Below are 21,211 nucleotides of genomic sequence, written 5' to 3' on the forward strand. Positions count from 1 at the left end.
CATGAGCGACAACAGCCTGCGTCTGGTGTGGGTCTACCCCGACCTGCTCAGCACGTACGGAGACCAGGGCAACGCCCTGGTCGTGGAGCGCCGGGCCCGCCAGCGCGGCCTGGACGTGCAGCGCGTGGACGTGCGCAGCGACCAGCCCATCCCCACCTCGGGCGACATCTACCTGATCGGCGGCGGCGAGGACCGCCCGCAGCGCCTCGCCGCGGAGCGCCTGCTGCGCGACGGCGGTCTGGAGCGGGCCGTCTCGAACGGGGCGATCGTCTTCTCCGTCTGCGCCGGCTACCAGATCCTCGGCAAGGAATTCGTCAACGACATGGGCCAGCGCCAGGAGGGCCTCGGCCTGCTGGACGTCGTCACCGTGCGCGGTGAGGGCGAGCGCTGCGTGGGCGACGTCCTCGCCGACATCGACCCGCGTCTGGGCCTGCCGCAGCTGACGGGCTTCGAGAACCACCAGGGCGTGACCCACCTCGGACCGACGGCGCGGCCGTTCGCCCGGGTGAGCATGGGCCGCGGGAACGGCACCGGCGACGGCACCGAAGGCGCCTACAACGACACGGTGTTCGGCACCTACATGCACGGTCCCGTGATGGCCCGCAACCCGCACATCGCGGACCTGCTGCTGAAGCTGGCCCTCGACGTGAACGCACTGCCGGCCATAGACGACCGGTGGTACGACGCGCTGCGCGCGGAGCGCATCGCCGCCGCGACGCAGCCCGCGTAGCGCACCCGCGGACCGCTCATCGGGGCGGCCCCCGCATCATGTGTTCGGCCCGGTTTTCCCTTGGGGGAACCGGGCCGACGTCGTTTCGTACGACGATCACGAAGAGGGGGTGGAGGATGGTTCAGCCCACCCTCCTTCCGCTTGTAGGGTGGCGTTAGTTCCAACCGGACGACGTGGTCCGGTCGTCGGCCCACGTTGCAAAGGTCTCTTCTGCCATGCGCATTGGTGTGCTCACTTCCGGTGGCGACTGCCCCGGCCTCAACGCCGTCATCCGCTCCGTCGTGCACCGCGCCGTCGTCGACCACGGCGACGAGGTGATCGGCTTCCACGACGGGTGGAAGGGCCTGCTGGAGGCGGACTACCGCAAGCTCGACCTGGACGCCGTCGGCGGCATCCTCGCCCGCGGCGGCACCATCCTCGGCTCCTCCCGGGTCCAGCCCGAGCACCTGCGCGACGGCGTCGAGCGGGCCCGCGGGCACGTCGCCGACCTCGGCCTCGACGCGATCATCCCGATCGGCGGCGAGGGCACCCTGAAGGCAGCGAACCTGCTCTCGCAGGCCGGCCTGCCGATCGTCGGCGTCCCGAAGACCATCGACAACGACATCGCCTCCACCGACGTCACCTTCGGCTTCGACACGGCCGTCGGAGTGGCGACGGAGGCGCTCGACCGGCTGAAGACCACCGCCGAGTCCCACCAGCGCGTGATGGTCGTCGAGGTCATGGGTCGCCACACGGGCTGGATCGCCCTGCACTCGGGCATGGCGGCCGGCGCGCACGCCATCGTCGTGCCGGAGCGCCCCTTCGACATAGACGAGCTGACGGAGATCGTCGGCGAGCGCTTCTCCGCGGGCAAGCGGTTCGCGATCGTCGTGGTCGCCGAGGGCGCCAAGCCGAAGCCCGGTTCGATGGCCTTCGAGGAGCGCGGCAAGGACATCTACGGCCACGAGCGGTTCGCCGGCATCGGCAACCTGCTGGCCGTCGAGCTGGAGAACCGCCTGGGCAAGGAGGCCCGGCCGGTGATCCTGGGCCACGTCCAGCGCGGCGGCACGCCCACCGCGTACGACCGGGTGCTGGCCACCCGCTTCGGCTGGCACGCGGTGGAGGCCGCGCACCGGGGTGAGTTCGGCATGCTGACGGCTCTGCGCGGCACGGACATCGTGATGGTGCCGCTCGCCGAGGCGACCTCCACCCTCAAGACGGTCCCGGCCGACCGCTACGACGAGGCCCAGACCGTTCTGTGACGTCCCTTTTGTGACAGGCCGCCCCCGCGCGCACGTGCGTCCGGGGGCGGCACTACTGTGGTGGGGCGCCACAGTCAAGGGAGTGAACAGATGGACCACAGCGGGCACGGCATGGACATGCACATGGACATGCCACCGTTCACTCTCGGCCGCGGACTGGAGTTCTCCTTCGACGGCTTCTTCCTGTTCGGCTCGCTGCTCGCGCTCGCGCTGTACGGGTGGGGCGTGCTGCGGCTGCGCCGGCGCGGCGACGCCTGGCCCCTGGGCCGGACGATCGCGTTCACCGTGGGCGTGCTGACCGTCGTCCTGGTGATGTGCACCAAGCTGAACGACTACGGCATGGTGATGTTCAGCGTGCACATGGTCCAGCACATGGTGATCAGCATGATCACGCCGATCCTGGTGCTGCTGGGCGCCCCCGTGACCCTGGCGCTGCGCGCCCTGCCGCCCGCCGGGCGCGGCCGCAAGGGACCCCGCGAACTGCTGCTGGCGCTGCTGCACAGCCGGTACATGCGGATCGTCACCCACCCGGCCTTCACCATCCCGATGTTCATCGCGAGCCTCTACGCGCTCTACTTCACGCCGCTCTTCGACTTCCTGATGGAGAGCCGCACGGGGCACATCGCGATGATGGTCCACTTCCTGGCCGTCGGACTGATCTTCTTCTGGCCGATCATGGGCATCGACCCGGGCCCGCACCGTCCGGGCTACGTGATGCGGATGCTGGAGCTCTTCGCCGGCATGCCCTTCCACGCCTTCTTCGGCATCGCCCTGATGATGGCGAGCGAGCCGATGATCAAGACGTACGCGAACCCGCCGGCCTCCCTGGGCATCGATCCGCTCCTCGACCAGCAGTGGGGCGGCGGCATCGCCTGGGCCTTCAGCGAGATCCCCTCGGTCCTCGTGCTGATCGCCCTGATCTACCAGTGGTACCACTCCGAGCAGCGCGCCGCGAAGCGCTCCGACCGGGCGGCCGACCGCAACGGCGACCAGGAGCTGGAGGCGTACAACGCGTATCTCGCCTCGCTCCAAGCGCGTGGCCAGTAGCGGATTGCCGTCTCCGCGCGCCACCATGGGGCATGACCGGATCCGTTAAGGCGATGGCCGTCATGACCTTCGCCGCACTGGTGGCAGTCGCCGCGTACTCCGTGGTCCTGGGCAGCAACGGCTGGCTGTGGTTCGGCTGGGTGGTGCTGGGCCTGCTGACCGCGGGGATGGCCGCATCGCGCAATGGCTGAGGAAGATTCCCACCGGCCCCTCCGGCCCGTGGCTCACCGTCCGTAAACTGGCGGTGACGACGGGATGACGACAGGAGCGGCCCGGTGTTCTACCTCTTGCTCAAGCACGTGTTCCTGGGACCGCTGCTGCGGCTGCTCTTCCGGCCGCGGATCGAGGGCCTGGAGAACGTCCCGGCGGAGGGGGCCGCGATCGTCGCGGGCAACCACCTGTCGTTCTCCGACCACTTCCTGATGCCCGCCATCCTGGCCCGGCGCATCACCTTCCTCGCGAAGGCCGAGTACTTCACCGGCCCCGGGGTGAAGGGGCGGCTCACCGCCTTCTTCTTCCGCAGCGCCGGGCAGATCCCCGTGGACCGCTCCGGCAAGGACGCCGGGCAGGCGGCCCTGCGGGAGGGGCTCGGCGTCCTCGCCAAGGGCGAGCTGCTGGGCATCTACCCGGAGGGGACCCGCTCGCACGACGGGCGGCTCTACAAGGGCAAGGTGGGCGTGGCCGCGATGGCCCTGGGCGCCGGGGTCCCGGTCGTGCCGTGCGCGATGGTCGGCACCTTCGAGATCCAGCCCCCGGGGAAGAGGATCCCGAAGATCCGCCGGGTCACCATCCGCTTCGGCGCCCCGCTGGACTTCTCCCGCTACGCCGGGATGGAGGGCGAGCGGGCCGTGCTGCGGGCCGTCACCGACGAGATCATGTACGCGATCCTCGGCCTGTCGGGCCAGGAGTACGTCGACCGGTACGCGGCCGAGGTCAAGGCCGAGGAGGAGGCCGAGCGGAAGAGGACCCGGCGCGGACCGCGCTGAGCCCCCTTCCGGAGCCCCGGACACGGGGCCGCCCGCCCCCGCGACCGGTGCGCGGGGACGGGCGGTTCCCCGGACGAGCCGGGGTAGGGTGTCGCGGGCGGTCCGCTAGCGGACGGCGGGGAGCTCCTCGCGGGCGGGCAGCTCCGCGGCCGGTGCGGCGGCGGCCTGCGGGCGGGCCGCGGCCGGGGCCGGGGCGACGGGGGTGGCGTGCGGGGCGCACGTCACGTCCTTGGCGTCGACCTTGCCCGTCAGCAGGTAGGTGTCGACCCGGGTGTTGATGCAGGCGTTCACCAGGCTGGTGACCCCGTGCGAGCCGGCGTTCTGCTCGGTGATCAGACGGGAGCCGGCGAGGCGGCGGTGCAGCTCGACGGCGCCCTTGTACGGGGTGGCCGCGTCGCGCTCCGACTGCACGATCAGGACGGGCGGCAGGCCGCGCTTGGCCCCGACCTGGATCGGGGTGCTCTGCTTGGACTTCCAGGTCGCGCAGGGCAGGTTCATCCACGCGTTCGACCAGGTCAGGAACGGGTACTTCTGGTGCAGCGCGGTGTTGTCCCGGTCCCACTTGGTCCAGCTGGTGGGCCACTTCGCGTCGGCGCACTCGACGGCCGTGTAGACGGCGTTGCCGTTCTCCGACGCCGCGTTGCCGGCCGTGTCCGACATGTCCGGGGCGATGGCGTCGACGAGCGCCTGCTCGTCACCGGCCTCGTAGGCGGCCCAGGTCTTGGCGACCGGCACCCACGAGGAGTCGTAGTACGGGGCGCCCTGGAAGAAGCCGATGAGCTCGGCCGGTCCGACGACCCCGCCGAGCGGGTTCGCCTTGGCCTTGGCGCGCAGCGCCTGCCACTTCGCCTCGACCTTGGCGCGGGTGTCGCCGAGGTGGAACGAGGCGTCGTTCTTGGCGACCCAGTCCTGCCAGTCGTTCCAGCGCATCTGGAACGCGACGTCCTGTCCGAGGTTGGCCTCGTACCAGATGTTGTCCTGGGAGGGGTCGACCACGCTGTCGACGACCATGCGGCGCACGTGGGTCGGGAAGAGGGTCGCGTAGACCCCACCGAGGTAGGTGCCGTAGGACACGCCGAGGAAGTTCAGCTTCCGCTCGCCGAGGGCGGCCCGGATGACGTCCATGTCCCGCGCGCTGTTCGGCGTGGTCATGTGCGGCAGCATCTCGCCGCTGCGCTCCTTGCAGCCGTCCGCGTACTCGGCTGCGAGCTTGCGCTGGGCGCGCTTGTCGGCCTCGGAGTCCGGGACCGGGTCGGCCTTCGGGGCCTTGACGAACTCCTGCGGGTCGATGCAGGAGATGGGCGCGGAGTGGCCGACGCCGCGCGGGTCGAAGCCGACGAAGTCGTAGGCCTTGGAGGTGTTCACCCACAGCGGGCTCTTGGTGGTGACCCGGCGCGGGAAGCGCATGCCGGAACCGCCGGGGCCGCCGGGGTTGTAGAGCAGGGCGCCCTGGCGCTCCTGCGGGGTGCCCGTGTTGCCGATCCGGTCGACGGCGATGTCGATGGTCTTGCCGTACGGCTTCGCGTAGTCGAGCGGGACCTTCACCCAGCCGCACTGGATGGGCTTCTCCAGACCCCAGTCCGCGGGGCAGTCCTTCCAGTCGATCCCGGTGCGGGCCGCACGGTTGGCGGCGATCTGCACGCCCAGCTCCACCGGGAGTCTGAGGTTCGCGTCGGAGCCGGCGGACGGGGCGGCGTTGGCCGACGGGGCCAGCAGCAGACCCGCTGCCAGCGCGCCGGTGATCAGTGTGGCGGCGCTCCCCAGCGTCGCGTTGCGTATCACGTGGTTGTTCCCCCTGCGTCAGGTGCAGCCGTGGGCAGCCGGGTTGGCCGCTTCGGTCGTCGGCGTGCAGGGGGATCCTTTCGCCTGGTCCGCTCCCCGCGACAGAGCGGTGTGGACTTCTTTGCCAACCCGATAACCGGAGAACCGTGTACCGCTGAGCGGTGCCCGATTCGCCCCCGTTCAGGGGCAGTAGGCGCGCAGGGCCTCGTCGAGCCGCTCGCGCAGCAGGAGCGCGTCCGGAGCCAGCGCCGTGACGAGGACGGCCGGCCCCGCCAGTGGCGCGGCGACGGCGAACTCCCCCAGCACGGCCGCCGGGGGCGGCTGCGCCGCGAAGTCCGGGTCCACGACCAGGAGCTGGCCGAGTGCCCGGTGGCCGGCGAGCACCGCCGGGCCGTCCCAGCCGCCGGGGGCGCCGGGCCCGCAGGCCAGTTCCTGGTCCAGCAGCGGGCGGCCGTCCCGGGTGACGGTGAGGCGGCTGCGCAGCAGGCCCGGCGCCTCCCCCGCGCGTCCGAGCACCTGCTCCTCGCGCAGCACCAGGCGGGCCGTGGGGGCCAGTCGGATCCGGGTGCGCACGCTCAGGTCGCTGCCGCGGACGGAGACCAGCGGCTCGGGCAGCCACCGTACGGACGCCCCTTCGTCCAGGGCGAGTTCGACGTCGTACCGGGCGGGCGCCCCGCCGCGCCCGGGCAGGGCGAGGGTGGCCGCCGCCGAGCCCAGGGACAGCCGGGCGCCGGGCCCCGCGGCGGCCCGTACGGTGAGGTGGTCCCCGCCGAGCGGAGCGGTCATGGCGCCGACCAGCACCACCGCGGCCTCTCCCGCCTCCCCCCGGGTGCGGCGCAGGGCGAGGGGGCCTTCCCCGGCCAGGACCGGCAGGGCGGTTCCGCCCCGGCCGTCGGCGGTGGCGTGGATGCGGGCGGTGGCCCGCACGCCCGCCGCCGGGAGCGGGGCGGGGGCGACGGGTACGGCCGCCGGGGGTGCGGAGGTCACACCGCGGTCCAGGCGGTGATCCGCTCGCGCACCCAGGCCGCGACGGGCGCCACGCCCTCGGGACCGCGCAGCGACTGGAAGGCGACGGGCAGTCCCCCGCGCTGTTCGGCTGCGTCCCGGGCCATCCGGCCGAGGTCGGAGCCGACGTGGGGGGCGAGGTCGGTCTTGTTGACGACGAGGAGGTCGGCGGTGGTGACGCCGGGCCCGCCCTTGCGGGGGATGTCGTCGCCGCCGGCCACGTCGATGACGAAGATCTGCGCGTCGGCCAGCCCGCGGGAGAAGGTGGCGGTGAGGTTGTCCCCGCCGGACTCGACGAGGATCAGGTCGAGCGGGGCGTGCTCCCGGAAGGCGTCCTCCAGCTCCTCCACGGCCTCCAGGTTGGCGGAGATGTCGTCGCGGATAGCGGTGTGCGGGCAGGCTCCGGTCTCGACGGCCGTGATCCGCTCGGGGGGCAGCACGGCCTCGCGCAGGAGGAACTCGGCGTCCTCGCGGGTGTAGATGTCGTTGGTGACCACCGCCATGGACAGTTCGGTGCGCAGGGCCCGGCACAGGGCGGCGACGGTGGCGGTCTTGCCGGAGCCGACGGGTCCGCCGAGTCCGATGCGCAGGGCGCGCCGGGTGCCGTCGGGGCGGAGCGGCTCGGCGCTGTGGGTGTGGCGGTGCGGGTGGGCGACGGCGTGGTCGAGGTGCATGGGGGCTCCGTGGTCGCGGGGACGGGGTCAGGAGGCGAAGAGGCGTACCGGCCAGGCGGCATGGGCCTCGGCCGTGATGTCCAGCAGGGGCGAGGAGGCCGCGGGCAGTGAGCCGACGCCTTCCAGGAGGGCCCGGTGTGCGGCGTCGGCGGCGCGGCCGGCGACGGCGTCCAGGGCCGGGGCGAGGCGGGCGAGGACCCCGCTCGCCTCGAAGGGGTCGAGGCCGAGGAGCCGGACCGTCGCGGTGGCCGGGCCCCCGATGCTCTCGTACGCCGCCACGTGCGCGGCGTCGAGCGGCCCGAGCCCGGCCGCCCGCGCGGTGACGCCGAGCACCACGGGCTGGTGGGCGCCGCGCGGGAACGCGGCGGCCAGCTCCTCCAGGGCGGGGTCGGGCCAGGTGGCGCGGGCGGCGCGCAGCAGTTGCCGGCCGAGTCGGCGGGCCGCGGTGCGCAGGGCGGGCGACGGGGTGCGGGCGTCGGCGGCCGCGTCCAGTTCGGCCGGGTCCAGGCCGAGGGCCGCCGCGCCGGCGAGGGCGGCGGCGGTCAGTCCGGCCGTGTGCAGCCGGCCCCGGCAGAAGTCCTCCAGGCTGGCGGCGTCGTGGATCCGGCCCGCCCTGCAGGCGGCCTCGGCCCCGCCGGAGTGGGCGTGTCCCCCGGCGGGGAAGCGTCCGTCGGCGAGGACGAGCAGTGCGGCGAGGCTCATGTGGTCCGGCCCCTCAGAACAGGAAGTAGCGCTGGGCCATGGGCAGTTCTGCGGCGGGTGCCGGTTCGATGGCCTCGCCGTCGATGGTGACGGTGAAGGTGTCGGCGTCGACCTCGACCCGTGGCATGGCGTCGTTGTTGCGCATGTCGGCCTTGGTCACCTTCCGGGTGCTCTCGATGGCGGCGAATCCCTTGCCGAGGCCGAGGCGTTCGGGCAGTCCGTCGTCGAGGGCGGCCTGGGCGGTGAAGTTCAGCGAGTTCAGCGCGGGGGCCCGGCCGTGGCTGCCGAACATGGGCCGGGGCAGGACCGGCTGCGGGGTGGGGATGGAGGCGTTGGCGTCACCCATCTGCGCGTAGGCGATCTGGCCCCCCTTGATGACGAGTTCGGGCTTGACCCCGAAGAAGGCGGGCTGCCACAGGACCAGGTCGGCGAGCTTGCCCGTCTCGACGGAGCCGACCTCGCGGGCCAGTCCCTGGGCGATGGCGGGGTTGATCGTGTACTTGGCGACGTAGCGGCGGGCGCGGTGGTTGTCGGCGGGTCCGTCGCCGGGGAGGAAGCCGCGCCGCCTCTTCATGACGTGGGCGGTCTGCCAGGTGCGCAGGATCACCTCGCCGACGCGCCCCATGGCCTGGGAGTCGGAGGAGATGATGGAGATGGCGCCGAGGTCGTGCAGGACGTCCTCGGCGGCGATGGTCGAGGGCCGGATGCGGGACTCGGCGAAGGCGAGGTCCTCGGGCACGGCCGGGTTGAGGTGGTGGCAGACCATCAGCATGTCGAGGTGCTCCTCGACGGTGTTGACGGTGTGCGGCCGGGTGGGGTTGGTGGAGCTGGGCAGGACGTTGGGCTCGGAGACCACGGTGATGATGTCGGGCGCGTGCCCGCCCCCGGCGCCTTCGGTGTGGTACGAGTGGATGGTCCGCCCGGCGATGGCCGCGAGGGTGTCGGCGACGAACCCGGCCTCGTTGAGGGTGTCGGTGTGGATGGCGACCTGGGCGCCGGTCTCCTCGCAGACGCCGAGGCAGGCGTCGATGACGGCCGGGGTGGAACCCCAGTCCTCGTGGATCTTGAATCCGAGGGCCCCGCCGCGCAGCTGGGAGTGCATGGCCTCGCGCGAGGTGGTGTTGCCCTTGCCGAGCAGGCCGATGTTGACGGGGTGGGCCTCCAGCGCCGCGAACATCCGGGCGAGGTGCCAGGGTCCGGGGGTGACGGTGGTGGCCTTGGTGCCCTCCGCCGGGCCGGTGCCGCCGCCGACCAGGGTGGTGATGCCGGAGGCGAGGGCCTCGTCGACGACGGTCGGGGAGATGAAGTGCACGTGGGCGTCGATGGCCCCGGCGGTGACGATCTTGCCGTTGCCGGCGATGATCTCGGTCTCGGGGCCGATGACCAGGGCGGGGTCGACCCCGTCCATGGTGTCGGGGTTGCCGGCCTTGCCGATGCCGCAGATCCGGCCGTCGCGGATGCCGACGTCGGCCTTGACGATGCCCCAGTGGTCGAGGACGACGACTCCGGTGATGACGGTGTCCGGGGCGCCCTCGGCGCGGGTGGTCCGGGCCTGCCCCATGGACTCGCGGATCACCTTGCCCCCGCCGAAGACGGCTTCGTCACCGGCTCGGCCGGGGCCGCCGGCGCGGTCCTCCTCGATCTCGACGAAGAGGTCGGTGTCGGCGAGCCGGATCCGGTCGCCGGTGGTCGGGCCGAAGAGGTCGGCGTACGCCCGGCGGGAGAGCTCAGCCATCGAGCGGCCCCCCGGTCTCCCCGCGCAGCCCGGGGACGGTGCGCAGGCCGGCGAGCGGGACGAGCTCCACCGCGACGGGGATGCCGGGCTCGAAGCGGACGGCGGTGCCGGCGGCGATGTGGAGCCGGAGGCCGCGGGCGGCGGAGCGGTCGAACTCCAGGCCCGGGTTGGCTTCGGCGAAGTGGTAGTGGGAGCCGACCTGCACGGGGCGGTCGGCGGCGTTGAGCACGGTGAGGCGGGTGACGGGGCGTCCCTCGTTGAGGAGCACCGGGCCGTCCCCGTGGGCGATCTCGCCGGGGATCATGCGGAGGTACTCCTCGTCAGACGATGGGGTCGTGGACGGTGACGAGCTTGGTGCCGTCGGGGAAGGTCGCCTCGACCTGGACGTCGTGGATCATCTCGGGTATGCCCTGCATGACGTCGGCGCGGCCGAGGACGGTGCGCCCGGAGGCCATCAGCTCGGCCACCGTCCGGCCGTCGCGCGCGCCTTCGAGGATGTGCGACGTGATGAGCGCGATCGCCTCCGGGTGGTTGAGGAGGAGGCCGCGGGCCCTCCGCTTCTCCGCCACGTCGGCGGCCACGTGGATGAGCAGTCTCTCCTGCTCGTGCGGTGTCAGTTGCACATCAATCACCAAGTTTCCGGGACAAGATCGACTTCGCGCCGGGGAGACCCTAACGGCCTTCAACACTCTGCTGACCTGCGCATATCCGAGCCAAGCTTCTCTTGCCCAACGCGGGGGAAGGCTTTCCGTTCCGACCACCGCCGCTTTACCGGTTCATGGCTGATCGTTGGCGATCGGACCCGACCGCCACGTTAAGGGCCGCTCTTTTCCACGGGGTTAACCCAGGTTTCGAAAAGCGACCCGGTCCGGCCCGCGGGCGCGCCCGCCCCGGTTCCGTATACGGTCCCGCGTCAGCAGCCGCCGGCGGGCGCCGCCCTCGCTCCCGCGGTCCAGGGCAGCGCGATCCACACCGTCTTGCCGCCCTCGTCGGTCGGGACGACGGAGAGCCGGCCACCGGCCTCGGCGGCGAGCCAGCGGATGATCACCATGCCCCGGCCGTTGTCCTGCTGCACGGCGGCGGGCAGCCGCCGGGGCCACCGCGGGTGGCTGTCGGTGACGCCGACGCGCAGCCATTCGTCCCGTTCCAGGCGGATGTCGACGGTGAAGGTGGGCGACTGGCCGAAGGTGTGCTGCACGGCGTTGGTGGCGAGCTCCGAGACGATCAGCCGGACGCTGTCCCCGGTGTCCGCACCGGCGCCCTCGTCCGGCAGCCCCCATGCGCTCAGCACGTCCGCGACGAAGCGCCGGGCGGTGGCGACCGAGGCGGGATCGCTCGGCAGAGTGACGGATGCTTCCTGGTGGTCTGCCATGGCAACGCCCTTTCCCACCGGGGCGGCGAGGCCCCGGATCTGTGCTGGACGCCAGAGTGCCACCCGCGGTTCCACCACTTCAGCCGTTTCCTCAAGATATGCATATATCTGTCGCTCGTTGCGGTGAACTCTGCTACGGAAGAACGTATTCGGAATGCAGACTGGTGCGACCTGTGCCGGTGGAAGGAGGCGGGTGTGCAGCACGGTCCCGCGGTGCGCCGGCGCAAGCTCGGCGAGGAACTGCGTGCCCTGCGCGACCGATCGGGGCTCACCAGTGGTGAGGCCGCCCGGATCGTGGGATGGCACCAGTCGAAGATCAGCCGTATCGAGACGGGCCGCAGTGGCGTGAAACCGGAGGACATCCGGCTGCTCCTCGACGCGTACGGGGACGTCGTCAGCCCCGAACAACGCGCCCTGCTGGAGGCCCTGTCGGCCTCGGCGTCCGGCCCCGGGACCGGCGACGGCACCGCACGAGGACGCCAGTGGTGGCACGACTACCGCGGCCTGCTCCCGCAGGAGTACCGCGACTTCATCAGCCTGGAGGCAGGCGCCCGTTCGGCGCGCACGGTGGAACTGTCCGTGGTTCCCGGACTGTTGCAGACCCCGGAGTACGCGCGGGCGGTGACCCGGGCCGCGCTGGGCGGCCTCCCCGAGCCGAAGGTCGACGCGCTGGTCGACGTACGGCTGGCGCGGCAGGCCGTACTGCGGGCCGATCCGCCGCTGGAGCTGAGCGCCGTACTGGACGAGGCGGTGCTGCGCCGGCAGATCGGCGGGCCCGGCGTGATGGCGGAGCAGCTGCGGCACCTGGTACGGGTGGCCGGACTGCCCCAAGTACGGCTCCAGGTATTGCCGTTCAGCGTGGGCGGGCATCTCGGCCTCACCGGACCGTTCGTCATTTTCTCATTTACGAACATTGCCGATCTGGATGTGGTGGTACTCGACCATCTGACGAGTAGCCTCTATCTGGAGCGGAAGGAAGACCTCGAGGCGTACGGCGCCGCGTTCCGCACCATCCAGGCGCACGCCCTCCCGCCCCAGGACTCCTGCGAGCTCATCGGCACCCTCGCTGACGACGCGTGAAGGAGGCACTCCCGTGTCCGCAACCCCCTTATCGACCAGCGGACTTCTGATCAGAGCGGCACGGTGGCGGCGGAGCAGCCGCAGCACCGGCATGAACAACTGCGTGGAGGCGGCCGTCCTCGGCGACGGCCTGCTGGCCGTCCGCGACTCCAAGCGGACGGACGGCCCGGCCGTGCTCTTCACCGGGCCCGCCTGGAGCGGCTTCCTCGGCTCGGTCCGGGAGGACGCGCACGGGCGGAAGGGGTAGCCCCCGCTACCGGTCCGTGGCACCGGCAGGGGCGGTCGCGAGGATCACCTCCACCGCACGATCGATCTCCTCCCCCGTGAGATCGGCCCGGGCGGTCAGCCGCAGCCGGGAGATGCCGTCCGGCACCGACGGCGGACGGAAGCACCCCACGGACAGACCCGCCTCGCGGCAGTCGGCGGCCCAGCCCAGCGCCGCCGACGCCGACGGGGCACGCACCGACACCACGGCCGCGTCCGGCCGGGCCGCGGTCAGGCCGGACGCGGTGAGCCGCTCGTACAGCCGGGCGGCCACCTCGCGGGCCCGGCCGGCCCGCTCCGGTTCCCGCCGCAGCAGGCGCAGGCTCGCCAGGGCGGCGCCCGCGGCCGCCGGGGCGAGACCCGTGTCGAAGATGAAGGTGCGCGCCGCGTTGACCAGGTGCCGGATCACCTTGGCCGGACCGAGCACCGCCCCGCCCTGGCTGCCCAGGGACTTCGACAGGGTCAGCGTCGCCACCACGTACGGGGCTCCCGCGAGCCCGGCGGCGTGCAGCGCGCCCCGTCCTCCCTCGCCCAGGACGCCCAGCCCGTGCGCGTCGTCGACGAGCAGCGCCGCGCCCTCGTCCCGGCAGGCGGCGGCGTACCCCGCGAGCGGCGCGGCGTCCCCGTCCACGGAGAACACCGAGTCGGTCACCAGCAGCGCGCTGCCCCCGTGCCCGGCCAGCGCCTTGCGGGCGGCCTCCGGGTCGGCGTGCGGGACGACGGCGGTCTCGGCGCGGGCGAGCCGGCAGCCGTCCACGATCGAGGCGTGGTTGCCGGCGTCGGAGACCACCAGCGCGCCCGGGCCGCCCAGCGCGGTGACGGCGGCGAGGTTGGCCGCGTAGCCCGAGGACAGGACGAGCGCCGCCTCGAAGCCGCAGAAGTCGGCGAGCTCCCGCTCCAGCTCCGCGTGCAGTTCCGTGGTACCCGTGACCAGGCGGGAGCCGGTGGCCCCGGCGCCCCAGCGCCCGGCCGCCTCCTGCGCCCCGCGAACCGTCTCGGGGTGCCGGGTCAGGCCGAGGTAGTCGTTGCCGGCGAGGTCCAGCAGCTCCGAGACCGCCGGCCGGGGGCGCAGCGTGCGGACCAGCCCGGCCTCCTTCCGCACGCGCTCCGCGTCGTCGATCCAGGCGAAGACGTCCGCGGGGGCGGGGGGGTGCTGGGGCATCGGCGTGTCCTCGTGTTTTGTCGGCAGTCCACAGACCTGCCCGACCCTAGCCGCCGCGGGTGCTGCGCCAGGTGTGGTGATACACACACACCCATCCGGCCATGTTGTCCGATCTCTCCTTGGCCGGGAGCGGTCGAGTGGTCCAGGATCAGGGACATGGACCTGCTGAACACCCTGGTGGACAAGGGGCTGCGGCGCGAGCTGCCGACCCGCGAAGAAGCCCTCGCCGTACTGGCGACTTCCGACGACGAACTGCTCGACGTGGTGGCCGCCGCCGGCAAGGTGCGCCGCCAGTGGTTCGGGCGTCGGGTCAAGCTGAACTACCTGGTCAACCTGAAGTCGGGCCTGTGCCCGGAGGACTGCTCCTACTGTTCCCAGCGCCTGGGCTCGAAGGCGGAGATCCTCAAGTACACGTGGCTGAAGCCCGAGGAGGCCTCGGCCGCCGCCGCGGCGGGCGTCGCGGGCGGCGCGAAGCGGGTCTGCCTGGTGGCGAGCGGCCGCGGCCCGACGGACCGCGACGTGGAGCGCGTCGGCCGGACGATCGAGGCCATCAAGGAGGAGAACGAGGGCATCGAGGTGTGCGCCTGCCTCGGCCTGCTCTCGGACGGCCAGGCGGAGAAGCTGCGCGACGCCGGCGCCGACGCCTACAACCACAACCTCAACACCTCCGAGGCCACGTACGGCCAGATCACCAAGACGCACACCTACGCGGACCGCGTCGACACCGTCCAGAAGGCGCACGCGGCCGGCATGTCCGCCTGCTCCGGTCTGATCGCGGGCATGGGCGAGAGCGACGAGGACCTGGTCGACGTCGTCTACTCGCTGCGCGAACTGGACTCGGACTCGGTGCCGGTCAACTTCCTCATCCCCTTCGAGGGCACCCCGCTCGCCAAGGAGTGGAACCTCACCCCGCAGCGCTGCCTGCGCATCCTCGCGATGGTCCGCTTCGTGTGCCCCGACGTCGAGGTCCGCCTCGCGGGCGGCCGCGAGGTCCACCTGCGCTCGATGCAGCCGCTCGCCCTGCACATCGTGAACTCGATCTTCCTCGGCGACTACCTCACCAGTGAGGGTCAGGCCGGGCAGGTCGACCTCGACATGATCGCGGACGCCGGTTTCGAGGTGGAGGGCGCCGGCACGACGACCCTGCCCGCCCACCGCGCCGACGCGGCGGCGGTCGCGGCCGCCGCGACCGCGGGCGGCTGCGGCTCCAACGGCGGAGCCTCGCTCTGCGGTTCGGGCGCCGGGGCCTCCGACGAGGCGGCCGCGGGCTGCGGCTCGGCGTGCGGCGGCTGCTCCGGGCACGCGCACGCCGCGGCGGCGCCGGCTCCGGTCCAGGCCGAGCCCGGCGAGGTCCGGTCCGACCTGGTGGCGGTACGCCGCCGTGGCGCGGGGACGGACATCGCCCCCAATGCCTGACCTGCCCGACCCGCTGCCGGCCGCGGCGGAACTCCTCGCCCTGGACCGGCAGCACGTCTGGCACCCGTACGGGCCGATGCCCGGACGCCAGGAGCCGCTGCTCGTCGCCTCCGCCTCGGGGGTGCGGCTGCGGCTCGCCGACCCCGCCCAGGGCCACGGCCACGAGGAACTGGTCGACGGCATGTCCTCCTGGTGGTCGGCGATCCACGGCTACAACCACCCGGTGCTCAACGAGGCCGCGACGGCCCAGCTGGGCCGGATGTCGCACGTCATGTTCGGCGGGCTCACCCACGAGCCCGCCGTCCGGCTCGCCGCACGGCTCGTGGAGATCACACCCGCGGGGCTGGAGCACGTCTTCCTCGCCGACTCGGGCTCGGTGTCCGTCGAGGTCGCGGTCAAGATGTGCCTGCAGTACTGGCGTTCGGTGGGGCGGGTCGGCAAGACCCGCCTGCTGACCTGGCGCGGCGGCTACCACGGGGACACCTGGCAGCCCATGGCCGTCTGCGACCCCGAGGGCGGCATGCACGAGCTGTGGCAGGGGCACCTGCCGCGGCAGGTCTTCGCGGACGCCCCGCCCGGCGACTTCGACACCCCGGTGGACCCCGCGTACGCCGAGCACCTCCGCACCATGATCGCCGCGCACGCGGACGAGCTCGCGGCCGTCATCGTGGAGCCGGTGGTGCAGGGCGCGGGCGGCATGCGCTTCCACCACCCCGGCCACCTGCGGGTGCTGCGCGAGCTGTGCGACGAGTACGGGGTGCTGCTGATCCTCGACGAGATCGCCACCGGCTTCGGCCGGACCGGCGCCCTCTTCGCCGCGGACCACGCGGGCATCACCCCGGACGTGATGTGCCTGGGCAAGTCCCTGACCGGGGGCTACCTCACGCTGGCGGCGACCCTGTGCACCGAGCGGGTGGCCGACGGGATCTCGCAGGGCGAGGTGCCCGTGCTGGCCCACGGGCCGACGTTCATGGGCAACCCCCTCGCCACCGCCGTGGCCCTGGCCTCCGTGGACCTGCTGCTCGGCCAGGACTGGGCGGGCGAGGTCAAGCGGATCGAGGCCGGCCTGCGCGACGGCCTGGCGGAGGCGGCCGCGATCCCGGGCGTGCGCGACGTACGCGTCCTCGGCGCCATCGGCGTGGTCCAGCTGGACCACGAGGTCGACGTGGCGGCCGCCACCCGCGCCGCGGTGCGCGAGGGCGTGTGGCTGCGGCCCTTCCGGGACCTGATCTACGTCATGCCGCCGTTCGTGACGGGCGCCGAGGACGTGACGCGCATCTGCCGCGCCGTGTGCGCGGCGGCACAGGAAGGCTGAGATGTCCGTAGTGATCGTGTCCGGGACGGGCACGGAGATCGGCAAGACCGTGGTCACGTCCGCCGTGGCCGCCGCCGCGGTGGTGGCCGGCCGCTCGGTGGCCGTGCTCAAGCCCGCGCAGACCGGGGTCGGCGCGGGCGAACCGGGGGACGCCGCCGAGGCCGTGCGGCTCGCCGGGCCGTCCGTCACGGCGACGGAACTGGCCCGCTACCCGGAGCCGCTGGCCCCGGACACCGCGGCCCGGCGCTCCGGGCTGCCGACGCTCGCCCCGGAGGAGATCGCGGAGGCCGCGCGGAGGCTGTCCCTCGACCACGACCTGGTCCTGGTGGAGGGTGCGGGCGGGCTGCTCGTGCGCTTCGACGAGGCGGGCCACACCCTGGCCGACGCGGCCCGGCTGCTGGACGCCCCCACCCTGGTCGTCGCCCAGGCCGGCCTGGGCACCCTCAACTCCACCACCCTCACGGCGGAGGCCCTGCGGGCCCGGGGCCTCGGGGCGCTGGGCGTGGTGATCGGCAGCTGGCCGGCCGATCCGGACCTGGCCGCCCGCTGCAACCTCGCGGACCTCACCCGTTCGTCGGGGCTGCCGCTCCTGGGCGCGGTCCCGGCGGGGGCGGGCGGCCTCGCCGCGGAACGCTTCCGCGCCGAGGCCCCCTCCTGGCTGGACCCTTCGCTGTCGGGCACCTGGTCCGAGGAGTCCTTCCTGGCCGACTGGGCACCGCCGGTGTTCGGCACGGCCCTGATCTGACGGGGCCGCACTGGCCGGGTCGGAGCCGGCCGGGCCCGCTGACGTACGGGGGCGCGGGCCGCGGCCGAGGTCCCGGCCCGGCGGCGCCCGGCGCTCCGGGGCGGCGGGGGCGGAGCCAGGCCTGTCCGGACCTAGCCGAGCGGCTTGACCCAGCGTGTCCACTCGGGCTGCGGCCCGTACCCGGCCGCGGTCCACGCCCCGTGCGCGTCCTCGTTGCGGTCGAGCACCATCGCGTCCGCCCGCCCAGCGCGGCGAACCGCTCCTCGGCCGCCGCCAGCAGCGCGCTCGCGATCCCCTGCCGCCGGAATCCCGGGTGCACGGCGAGCCGGTAGAGGTGGCAGCGCCAGCCGTCGAATCCCGCGATGACGGTCCCGACGAGCTCGCCGCCGCGGCGCGCGAGCAGCAGAGCCTGCGGGTCCCGTGCGAGGAGCCGCTCGACCCCCGCCGGATCGTCGCTGATACTCGTCCCCTCGGCGGCGGACTTCCAGAAATCCAGTACGGCGCTGAGGTCTGCGGCGGAGGCGGGGCCTATGTGAAGATCGCTCATGACCGGATCCCATCATCCCTCCGCTCTCCGTCCGGCGAGGGTCCCTCCCAGTGAAAGGTGTGAGCGTCCGCCCATGGGCGAGCCTCCCGGTACCCGTCGCACCCGACCTCCACGACACGGCGCCGCACGACGCCGCGCGGTCCCCCTCCTCCTGGCCGATCATGGGACGGAGGTGATCGACCGATGACGGAAGTCCTCCTGCTCCTCGTGGCACTGCTGCTCTGCGTGGCCTGCGGGGTCTTCGTCGCGGCGGAGTTCTCGCTGACGACCGTCGAGCGCAGCGAACTCGAACGGGCGGCCCAGCGCGGCGAGCGCGGGGCCGAGAGCGCCCTGGCCGCCGTCCGGACGCTGACCTTCCAGCTCTCCGGGGCCCAGCTGGGGATCACCGTGACCGGCCTGGTCATCGGCATGATCTCCAAGCCTTCGATCTCCGCCCTGCTCCAGGGCCCCTTCGAGGCCATGGGGCTCTCGGAGGGTGCCGCGGCCTCCACCGCCCTGGTCCTCGGCACCGCCGTGTCGACCGTGGTGCTGATGGTGGTCGGCGAGCTGGTCCCGAAGAACTGGGCGATCTCCTCGCCGCTGGCCATCGCCAAGCGCGTCGCGACCCTCCAGCGGGTGTTCAGCCGGGCGTTCAAGCCGCTGATCAGCCATCTCAACACCACCGCGAACCACCTGGTGCGCCGGTTCGGGATGGAGCCGACCGAGGAGCTGGCCTCCGCGCGCACCCCGCAGGAGCTGGTCGCCCTGGCCCGGCACTCAGCGAAGGAGGGCGCGCTGGAGAAGGACACGGCCGAGCTGTTCGTCCGGACCCTGAACCTGGCCGACCTGACCGCGGAGAACGTCATGACCCCGCGGGTCCAGGTCACCGCCCTGGACGTGCAGACCACCGCCGAGGACGTGGCGAACGCGACGATGGCCACGGGTCTGTCCCGCTTCCCCGTCTACCGCGGCAGTCTCGACACGGTGGTAGGCACCGTCCACATCAAGGACGTGCTGGCGCTGCCGGCCGAGGAGCGCCGCCGCCGTCCCGTCGCGCAGCTGCTGCGCGAACCCCTCTTCGTACCGGAGTCGCTGACGGTGGACCGGCTGCTGGACCGGCTCTCCGGGAAGCAGACCATGGCCGTGGTGATCGACGAGTACGGCGGCACGGCCGGAGTGGCCACGCTGGAGGACATCGTCGAGGAGGTCGTCGGCGAGGTGCGCGACGAGCACGACCCGCACGAGACCCCGGACCTGGCCCCGGCCGGTACGGACGCCTCCGGCCGCCTGCTCTACTCCGCCGACGGCGCGGCCCGCACCGACCAGCTGCGACGGGTCGGCCTGCGGGTGCCGGACGGGCCGTACGAGACCCTGGCCGGCCTGATAGCGACCGAACTGGGCCGGATCCCGGTGGTCGGCGACAGCATGGAGATGGACGGCTGGCGCCTCGACGTGGTGGACGCCGTCGGACGCCGGGCCTCGCGCGTGCTCCTGCACGCGCCCGAGACACCGGCCGAAGGCGCCGAAGGTACGGAGGAGACCCGATGACGACCGCGGTCCAGCTGCTGATCGGCCTGGCGACGCTCGTCGTGAACGCCTTCTTCGTCGGTGCGGAGTTCGCGCTGATCTCCGTCCGGCGCAGCCAGATCGAGCCGTACGCCGAGCAGGGCGACAGGCGGGCCCGCGCCGTCCTGTGGGGCCTGGAGCACGTGTCGGCACTGATGGCGGCGGCCCAACTCGGCATCACCCTGTGCACCCTGGTGCTGGGTGTGGTGGCGGAGCCGGCCATCGCGCACCTGCTGACGCCGCTGTTCGACCTCGTCGGGGTGCCGTCGGGGCTGACGCACGCGATCTCGTTCGTGGTGGCGCTGACCCTGGCGACCTATCTGCACATGCTCTTCGGCGAGATGCTGCCGAAGAACGTGGCGCTGTCCGAGCCGGTCCGCACGGCCCTGCTGCTGGGTCCGCCGCTGGTGACGCTGACCCGTGCGCTGCGGCCGGTGATCTTCGCGATCAACGCCTTCGCCAACACGCTGCTGAAGCTGCTGCGGGTGGAGACGAAGGACGAGGTCTCGGCGACGTTCTCGGACGACGAGCTGGCGCAGATGGTGAAGGACTCCAGTGACGCGGGGCTCCTGGACGACCGGGCGAGCGAGCGTCTGCACGACGCCCTGGAGCTGGGTCGGCGGCCCGTGACCGACGTGGTCCTCCCGGTGGACCGGGTGATCTCGGCGCAGGAGGGCATCACTCCGGCGGGCCTGGAGCGACTGTCGGCCCGGAGCGGCTACTCCCGCTTCCCGGTGGTGGACGCCCAGCGCCGGATCCTCGGGTACCTGCACGTCAAGGACGCCCTGGACGCGGACGGGGAGGCGCGGGACGTGCCGTTCCCGGTGTCGGAGCTGCGGCCCATCGCGCAGGTGCGGGCGGAGACGCCGCTGGACGACGTGCTCACCGCGATGCGGCGCAGCCGCACCCACCTGGCGGCGGTGCTGGGCGGGGAGGGCTCCATGACGGGCCTGGTGACGATGGAGGACGTGCTGCGGGAGCTGTTCGGCAGGCCCGCGTCGGCGTAGCAACGTGCGGTCCCCGGCCCTGCGGGGCCGGGGTACCACGCGGTAACATCACTTCGCCATGGAAATGAATGCGCCATACACCAGTTTCGTCGCGGTCGGCGACTCCTTCACCGAGGGGATGTCCGACCTGCTGCCCGACGGCTCCTACCGGGGCTGGGCCGACCTGCTGGCCGCGCGCCTGGCGGCGCGCCGGCCCGGTTTCGCCTACGCGAACCTCGCCGTCCGCGGCAAGCTGATCGCGCAGATCGCCCAGGACCAGGTCCCCGTGGCCGCCGCGATGCGCGCCGACGTGGTGACCCTGGTGGGCGGGCTCAACGACGCCCTGCGCCCCAAGGTGGACATGGGCCGGGTCCGTGACCACCTGGAGGAGTCGGTGGAGCTCCTCGCCCCCTCCTGCAAGAAGCTCGTCCTGATGCGCTCCCCCGGACGCAACGGACCGGTGATGGAACGCTTCCGGCCGCGCATGGAGCAGCTCTTCACCACCATCGACGAGCTCGCCGCCCGGCAAGGGGCCGTGGTCGTGGACCTGTACGGGGCCCCGGCGCTCGCGGACCCCCGGATGTGGGACGTCGACCGGCTGCACCTGACGGCCGAGGGCCACCGGCGGGTGGCGGAGGCGGTGTGGCAGGCCCTGGGCATGCCCCCGGAGCAGGACTGGCGCACCGAGCTGCCGGCCGCCGCGCCCGCGGGCTGGACCGTGCGCCGGGCCCAGGACCTGAGCTTCGCCCGGCAGCACCTGCTGCCCTGGATCGGCCGCCGTCTGACGGGCCGCTCCTCGGGCGACGGCCGCCCGGCGAAGCGTCCGGAGCTGTCGCCGTACGGGGACGGGCCGCTCTCGTAGCAACACACAACCGGA

Annotated in this window: 22 protein-coding genes and 1 pseudogene; 13 read left to right on the plus strand and 10 right to left on the minus strand. The window is 73.0% G+C overall.

Annotated elements, in window-relative coordinates:
- Position 1: 1 nt before the first annotated feature.
- The 5 genes from ACPU2J_RS05485 to ACPU2J_RS05505 all read left to right on the plus strand — a co-directional run bounded on the left by ACPU2J_RS05485 (position 2) and on the right by ACPU2J_RS05505 (position 4,004).
- Entirely contained in the window at positions 2–730 is a 729-nt protein-coding gene (locus ACPU2J_RS05485; RefSeq protein ID WP_361594125.1) for a type 1 glutamine amidotransferase, read from the plus strand.
- A gap of 215 nt (positions 731–945) precedes the next feature.
- Positions 946–1,971 (plus strand): 6-phosphofructokinase, encoded by a 1,026-nt coding sequence (locus tag ACPU2J_RS05490; protein WP_361594123.1) that lies wholly within the window; start codon positions 946–948, stop codon positions 1,969–1,971.
- A gap of 90 nt (positions 1,972–2,061) precedes the next feature.
- Positions 2,062–3,018 carry a cytochrome c oxidase assembly protein gene (locus ACPU2J_RS05495; protein WP_361594121.1) on the plus strand — a complete coding sequence of 319 codons (957 nt, stop codon included), beginning with the start codon at positions 2,062–2,064 and terminating at the stop codon, positions 3,016–3,018.
- A 32-nt stretch (positions 3,019–3,050) separates the two neighbouring features.
- Positions 3,051–3,209, plus strand: a complete 159-nt coding sequence (locus ACPU2J_RS05500; protein ID WP_420081494.1) for a hypothetical protein — start codon at positions 3,051–3,053, stop codon at positions 3,207–3,209.
- 84 nt (positions 3,210–3,293) lie between these two features.
- The gene (locus ACPU2J_RS05505; RefSeq protein ID WP_420081493.1) at positions 3,294–4,004 is read left to right on the plus strand and encodes a lysophospholipid acyltransferase family protein; all 711 of its coding nucleotides are present in this window, start codon (positions 3,294–3,296) and stop codon (positions 4,002–4,004) included.
- Between the two features lie 105 nt (positions 4,005–4,109).
- On the opposite strand, the gene ACPU2J_RS05510 is transcribed toward ACPU2J_RS05505, so the two are convergent.
- The 8 genes from ACPU2J_RS05510 to ACPU2J_RS05545 form a co-directional block, all read right to left on the minus strand.
- Complete coding sequence (locus tag ACPU2J_RS05510; RefSeq protein ID WP_423832879.1) at positions 4,110–5,786, minus strand: alpha/beta hydrolase; 1,677 nt, start codon at positions 5,784–5,786, stop codon at positions 4,110–4,112.
- 180 nt (positions 5,787–5,966) lie between these two features.
- Positions 5,967–6,773: an urease accessory protein UreD gene (locus ACPU2J_RS05515; RefSeq protein WP_423832880.1), complete on the minus strand. Its 807-nt coding sequence runs from the start codon at positions 6,771–6,773 to the stop codon at positions 5,967–5,969.
- The gene (gene ureG / locus ACPU2J_RS05520; RefSeq protein ID WP_365080787.1) at positions 6,770–7,465 is read right to left on the minus strand and encodes an urease accessory protein UreG; all 696 of its coding nucleotides are present in this window, start codon (positions 7,463–7,465) and stop codon (positions 6,770–6,772) included. Before ureG ends, ACPU2J_RS05515 begins: the two co-directional genes overlap by 4 nt.
- A gap of 27 nt (positions 7,466–7,492) precedes the next feature.
- Positions 7,493–8,167, minus strand: a complete 675-nt coding sequence (locus ACPU2J_RS05525; protein ID WP_423832881.1) for an urease accessory protein UreF — start codon at positions 8,165–8,167, stop codon at positions 7,493–7,495.
- 13 nt (positions 8,168–8,180) lie between these two features.
- The gene (locus ACPU2J_RS05530; protein WP_420081490.1) at positions 8,181–9,902 is read right to left on the minus strand and encodes an urease subunit alpha; all 1,722 of its coding nucleotides are present in this window, start codon (positions 9,900–9,902) and stop codon (positions 8,181–8,183) included.
- Complete coding sequence (locus tag ACPU2J_RS05535; protein ID WP_365080793.1) at positions 9,895–10,206, minus strand: urease subunit beta; 312 nt, start codon at positions 10,204–10,206, stop codon at positions 9,895–9,897. The genes ACPU2J_RS05530 and ACPU2J_RS05535 overlap by 8 nt, the downstream gene beginning before the upstream one ends.
- A gap of 16 nt (positions 10,207–10,222) precedes the next feature.
- A complete protein-coding gene (locus tag ACPU2J_RS05540) occupies positions 10,223–10,525 on the minus strand; it encodes an urease subunit gamma (RefSeq protein WP_361594105.1) in 303 nt (100 codons plus the stop codon).
- Positions 10,526–10,815: 290 nt separating this feature from the next.
- Positions 10,816–11,274 carry an ATP-binding protein gene (locus ACPU2J_RS05545; RefSeq protein WP_420081489.1) on the minus strand — a complete coding sequence of 153 codons (459 nt, stop codon included), beginning with the start codon at positions 11,272–11,274 and terminating at the stop codon, positions 10,816–10,818.
- A gap of 195 nt (positions 11,275–11,469) precedes the next feature.
- Here ACPU2J_RS05545 and ACPU2J_RS05550 point away from each other — a divergent pair, with 195 nt between their 5' ends.
- A complete protein-coding gene (locus ACPU2J_RS05550) occupies positions 11,470–12,354 on the plus strand; it encodes a helix-turn-helix domain-containing protein (protein WP_361594101.1) in 885 nt (294 codons plus the stop codon).
- A gap of 13 nt (positions 12,355–12,367) precedes the next feature.
- On the plus strand, positions 12,368–12,601 hold the full coding sequence (locus ACPU2J_RS05555; protein WP_423832882.1) for a DUF397 domain-containing protein: 234 nt from the start codon (positions 12,368–12,370) through the stop codon (positions 12,599–12,601).
- 6 nt (positions 12,602–12,607) lie between these two features.
- Here the strand turns inward: ACPU2J_RS05555 and ACPU2J_RS05560 are convergent, their stop codons facing one another.
- A complete protein-coding gene (locus ACPU2J_RS05560; protein WP_361594097.1) occupies positions 12,608–13,780 on the minus strand; it encodes an 8-amino-7-oxononanoate synthase in 1,173 nt (390 codons plus the stop codon).
- Between the two features lie 156 nt (positions 13,781–13,936).
- On the opposite strand from ACPU2J_RS05560, the gene bioB reads away from it, so the two are divergent.
- From bioB to bioD, 3 genes are read left to right on the plus strand one after another with little or no spacing between them, the layout of a single operon-like run.
- Positions 13,937–15,196, plus strand: coding sequence for a biotin synthase BioB (gene bioB / locus ACPU2J_RS05565; protein ID WP_403632056.1), 1,260 nt, complete (start codon positions 13,937–13,939; stop codon positions 15,194–15,196).
- On the plus strand, positions 15,189–16,511 hold the full coding sequence (locus ACPU2J_RS05570; protein ID WP_423832883.1) for an adenosylmethionine--8-amino-7-oxononanoate transaminase: 1,323 nt from the start codon (positions 15,189–15,191) through the stop codon (positions 16,509–16,511). The genes bioB and ACPU2J_RS05570 overlap by 8 nt, the downstream gene beginning before the upstream one ends.
- 1 nt (position 16,512) lies before the next feature.
- On the plus strand, positions 16,513–17,256 hold the full coding sequence (bioD, locus tag ACPU2J_RS05575) for a dethiobiotin synthase (RefSeq protein WP_423832884.1): 744 nt from the start codon (positions 16,513–16,515) through the stop codon (positions 17,254–17,256).
- A gap of 131 nt (positions 17,257–17,387) precedes the next feature.
- Here the strand turns inward: bioD and ACPU2J_RS05580 are convergent.
- Positions 17,388–17,803 (minus strand): annotated as a pseudogene (locus tag ACPU2J_RS05580) (GNAT family N-acetyltransferase).
- A gap of 183 nt (positions 17,804–17,986) precedes the next feature.
- Between ACPU2J_RS05580 and ACPU2J_RS05585 the strand changes: the two are divergent.
- Genes ACPU2J_RS05585 through ACPU2J_RS05595 form a run of 3 tightly spaced genes read left to right on the plus strand, consistent with a single transcriptional unit; the run spans position 17,987 to position 21,196 of the window.
- Positions 17,987–19,330, plus strand: a complete 1,344-nt coding sequence (locus ACPU2J_RS05585; protein WP_361594087.1) for a hemolysin family protein — start codon at positions 17,987–17,989, stop codon at positions 19,328–19,330.
- Complete coding sequence (locus ACPU2J_RS05590) at positions 19,327–20,355, plus strand: hemolysin family protein (RefSeq protein WP_365138618.1); 1,029 nt, start codon at positions 19,327–19,329, stop codon at positions 20,353–20,355. The genes ACPU2J_RS05585 and ACPU2J_RS05590 overlap by 4 nt, the downstream gene beginning before the upstream one ends.
- A 58-nt stretch (positions 20,356–20,413) precedes the next feature.
- Positions 20,414–21,196, plus strand: a complete 783-nt coding sequence (locus tag ACPU2J_RS05595; RefSeq protein ID WP_420081483.1) for an SGNH/GDSL hydrolase family protein — start codon at positions 20,414–20,416, stop codon at positions 21,194–21,196.
- Positions 21,197–21,211 lie beyond the last annotated feature (15 nt).

Source organism: Streptomyces manipurensis (genome assembly GCF_049570255.1).
In the GTDB taxonomy this organism is placed as follows: Bacteria; Actinomycetota; Actinomycetes; order Streptomycetales; family Streptomycetaceae; genus Streptomyces; species Streptomyces manipurensis.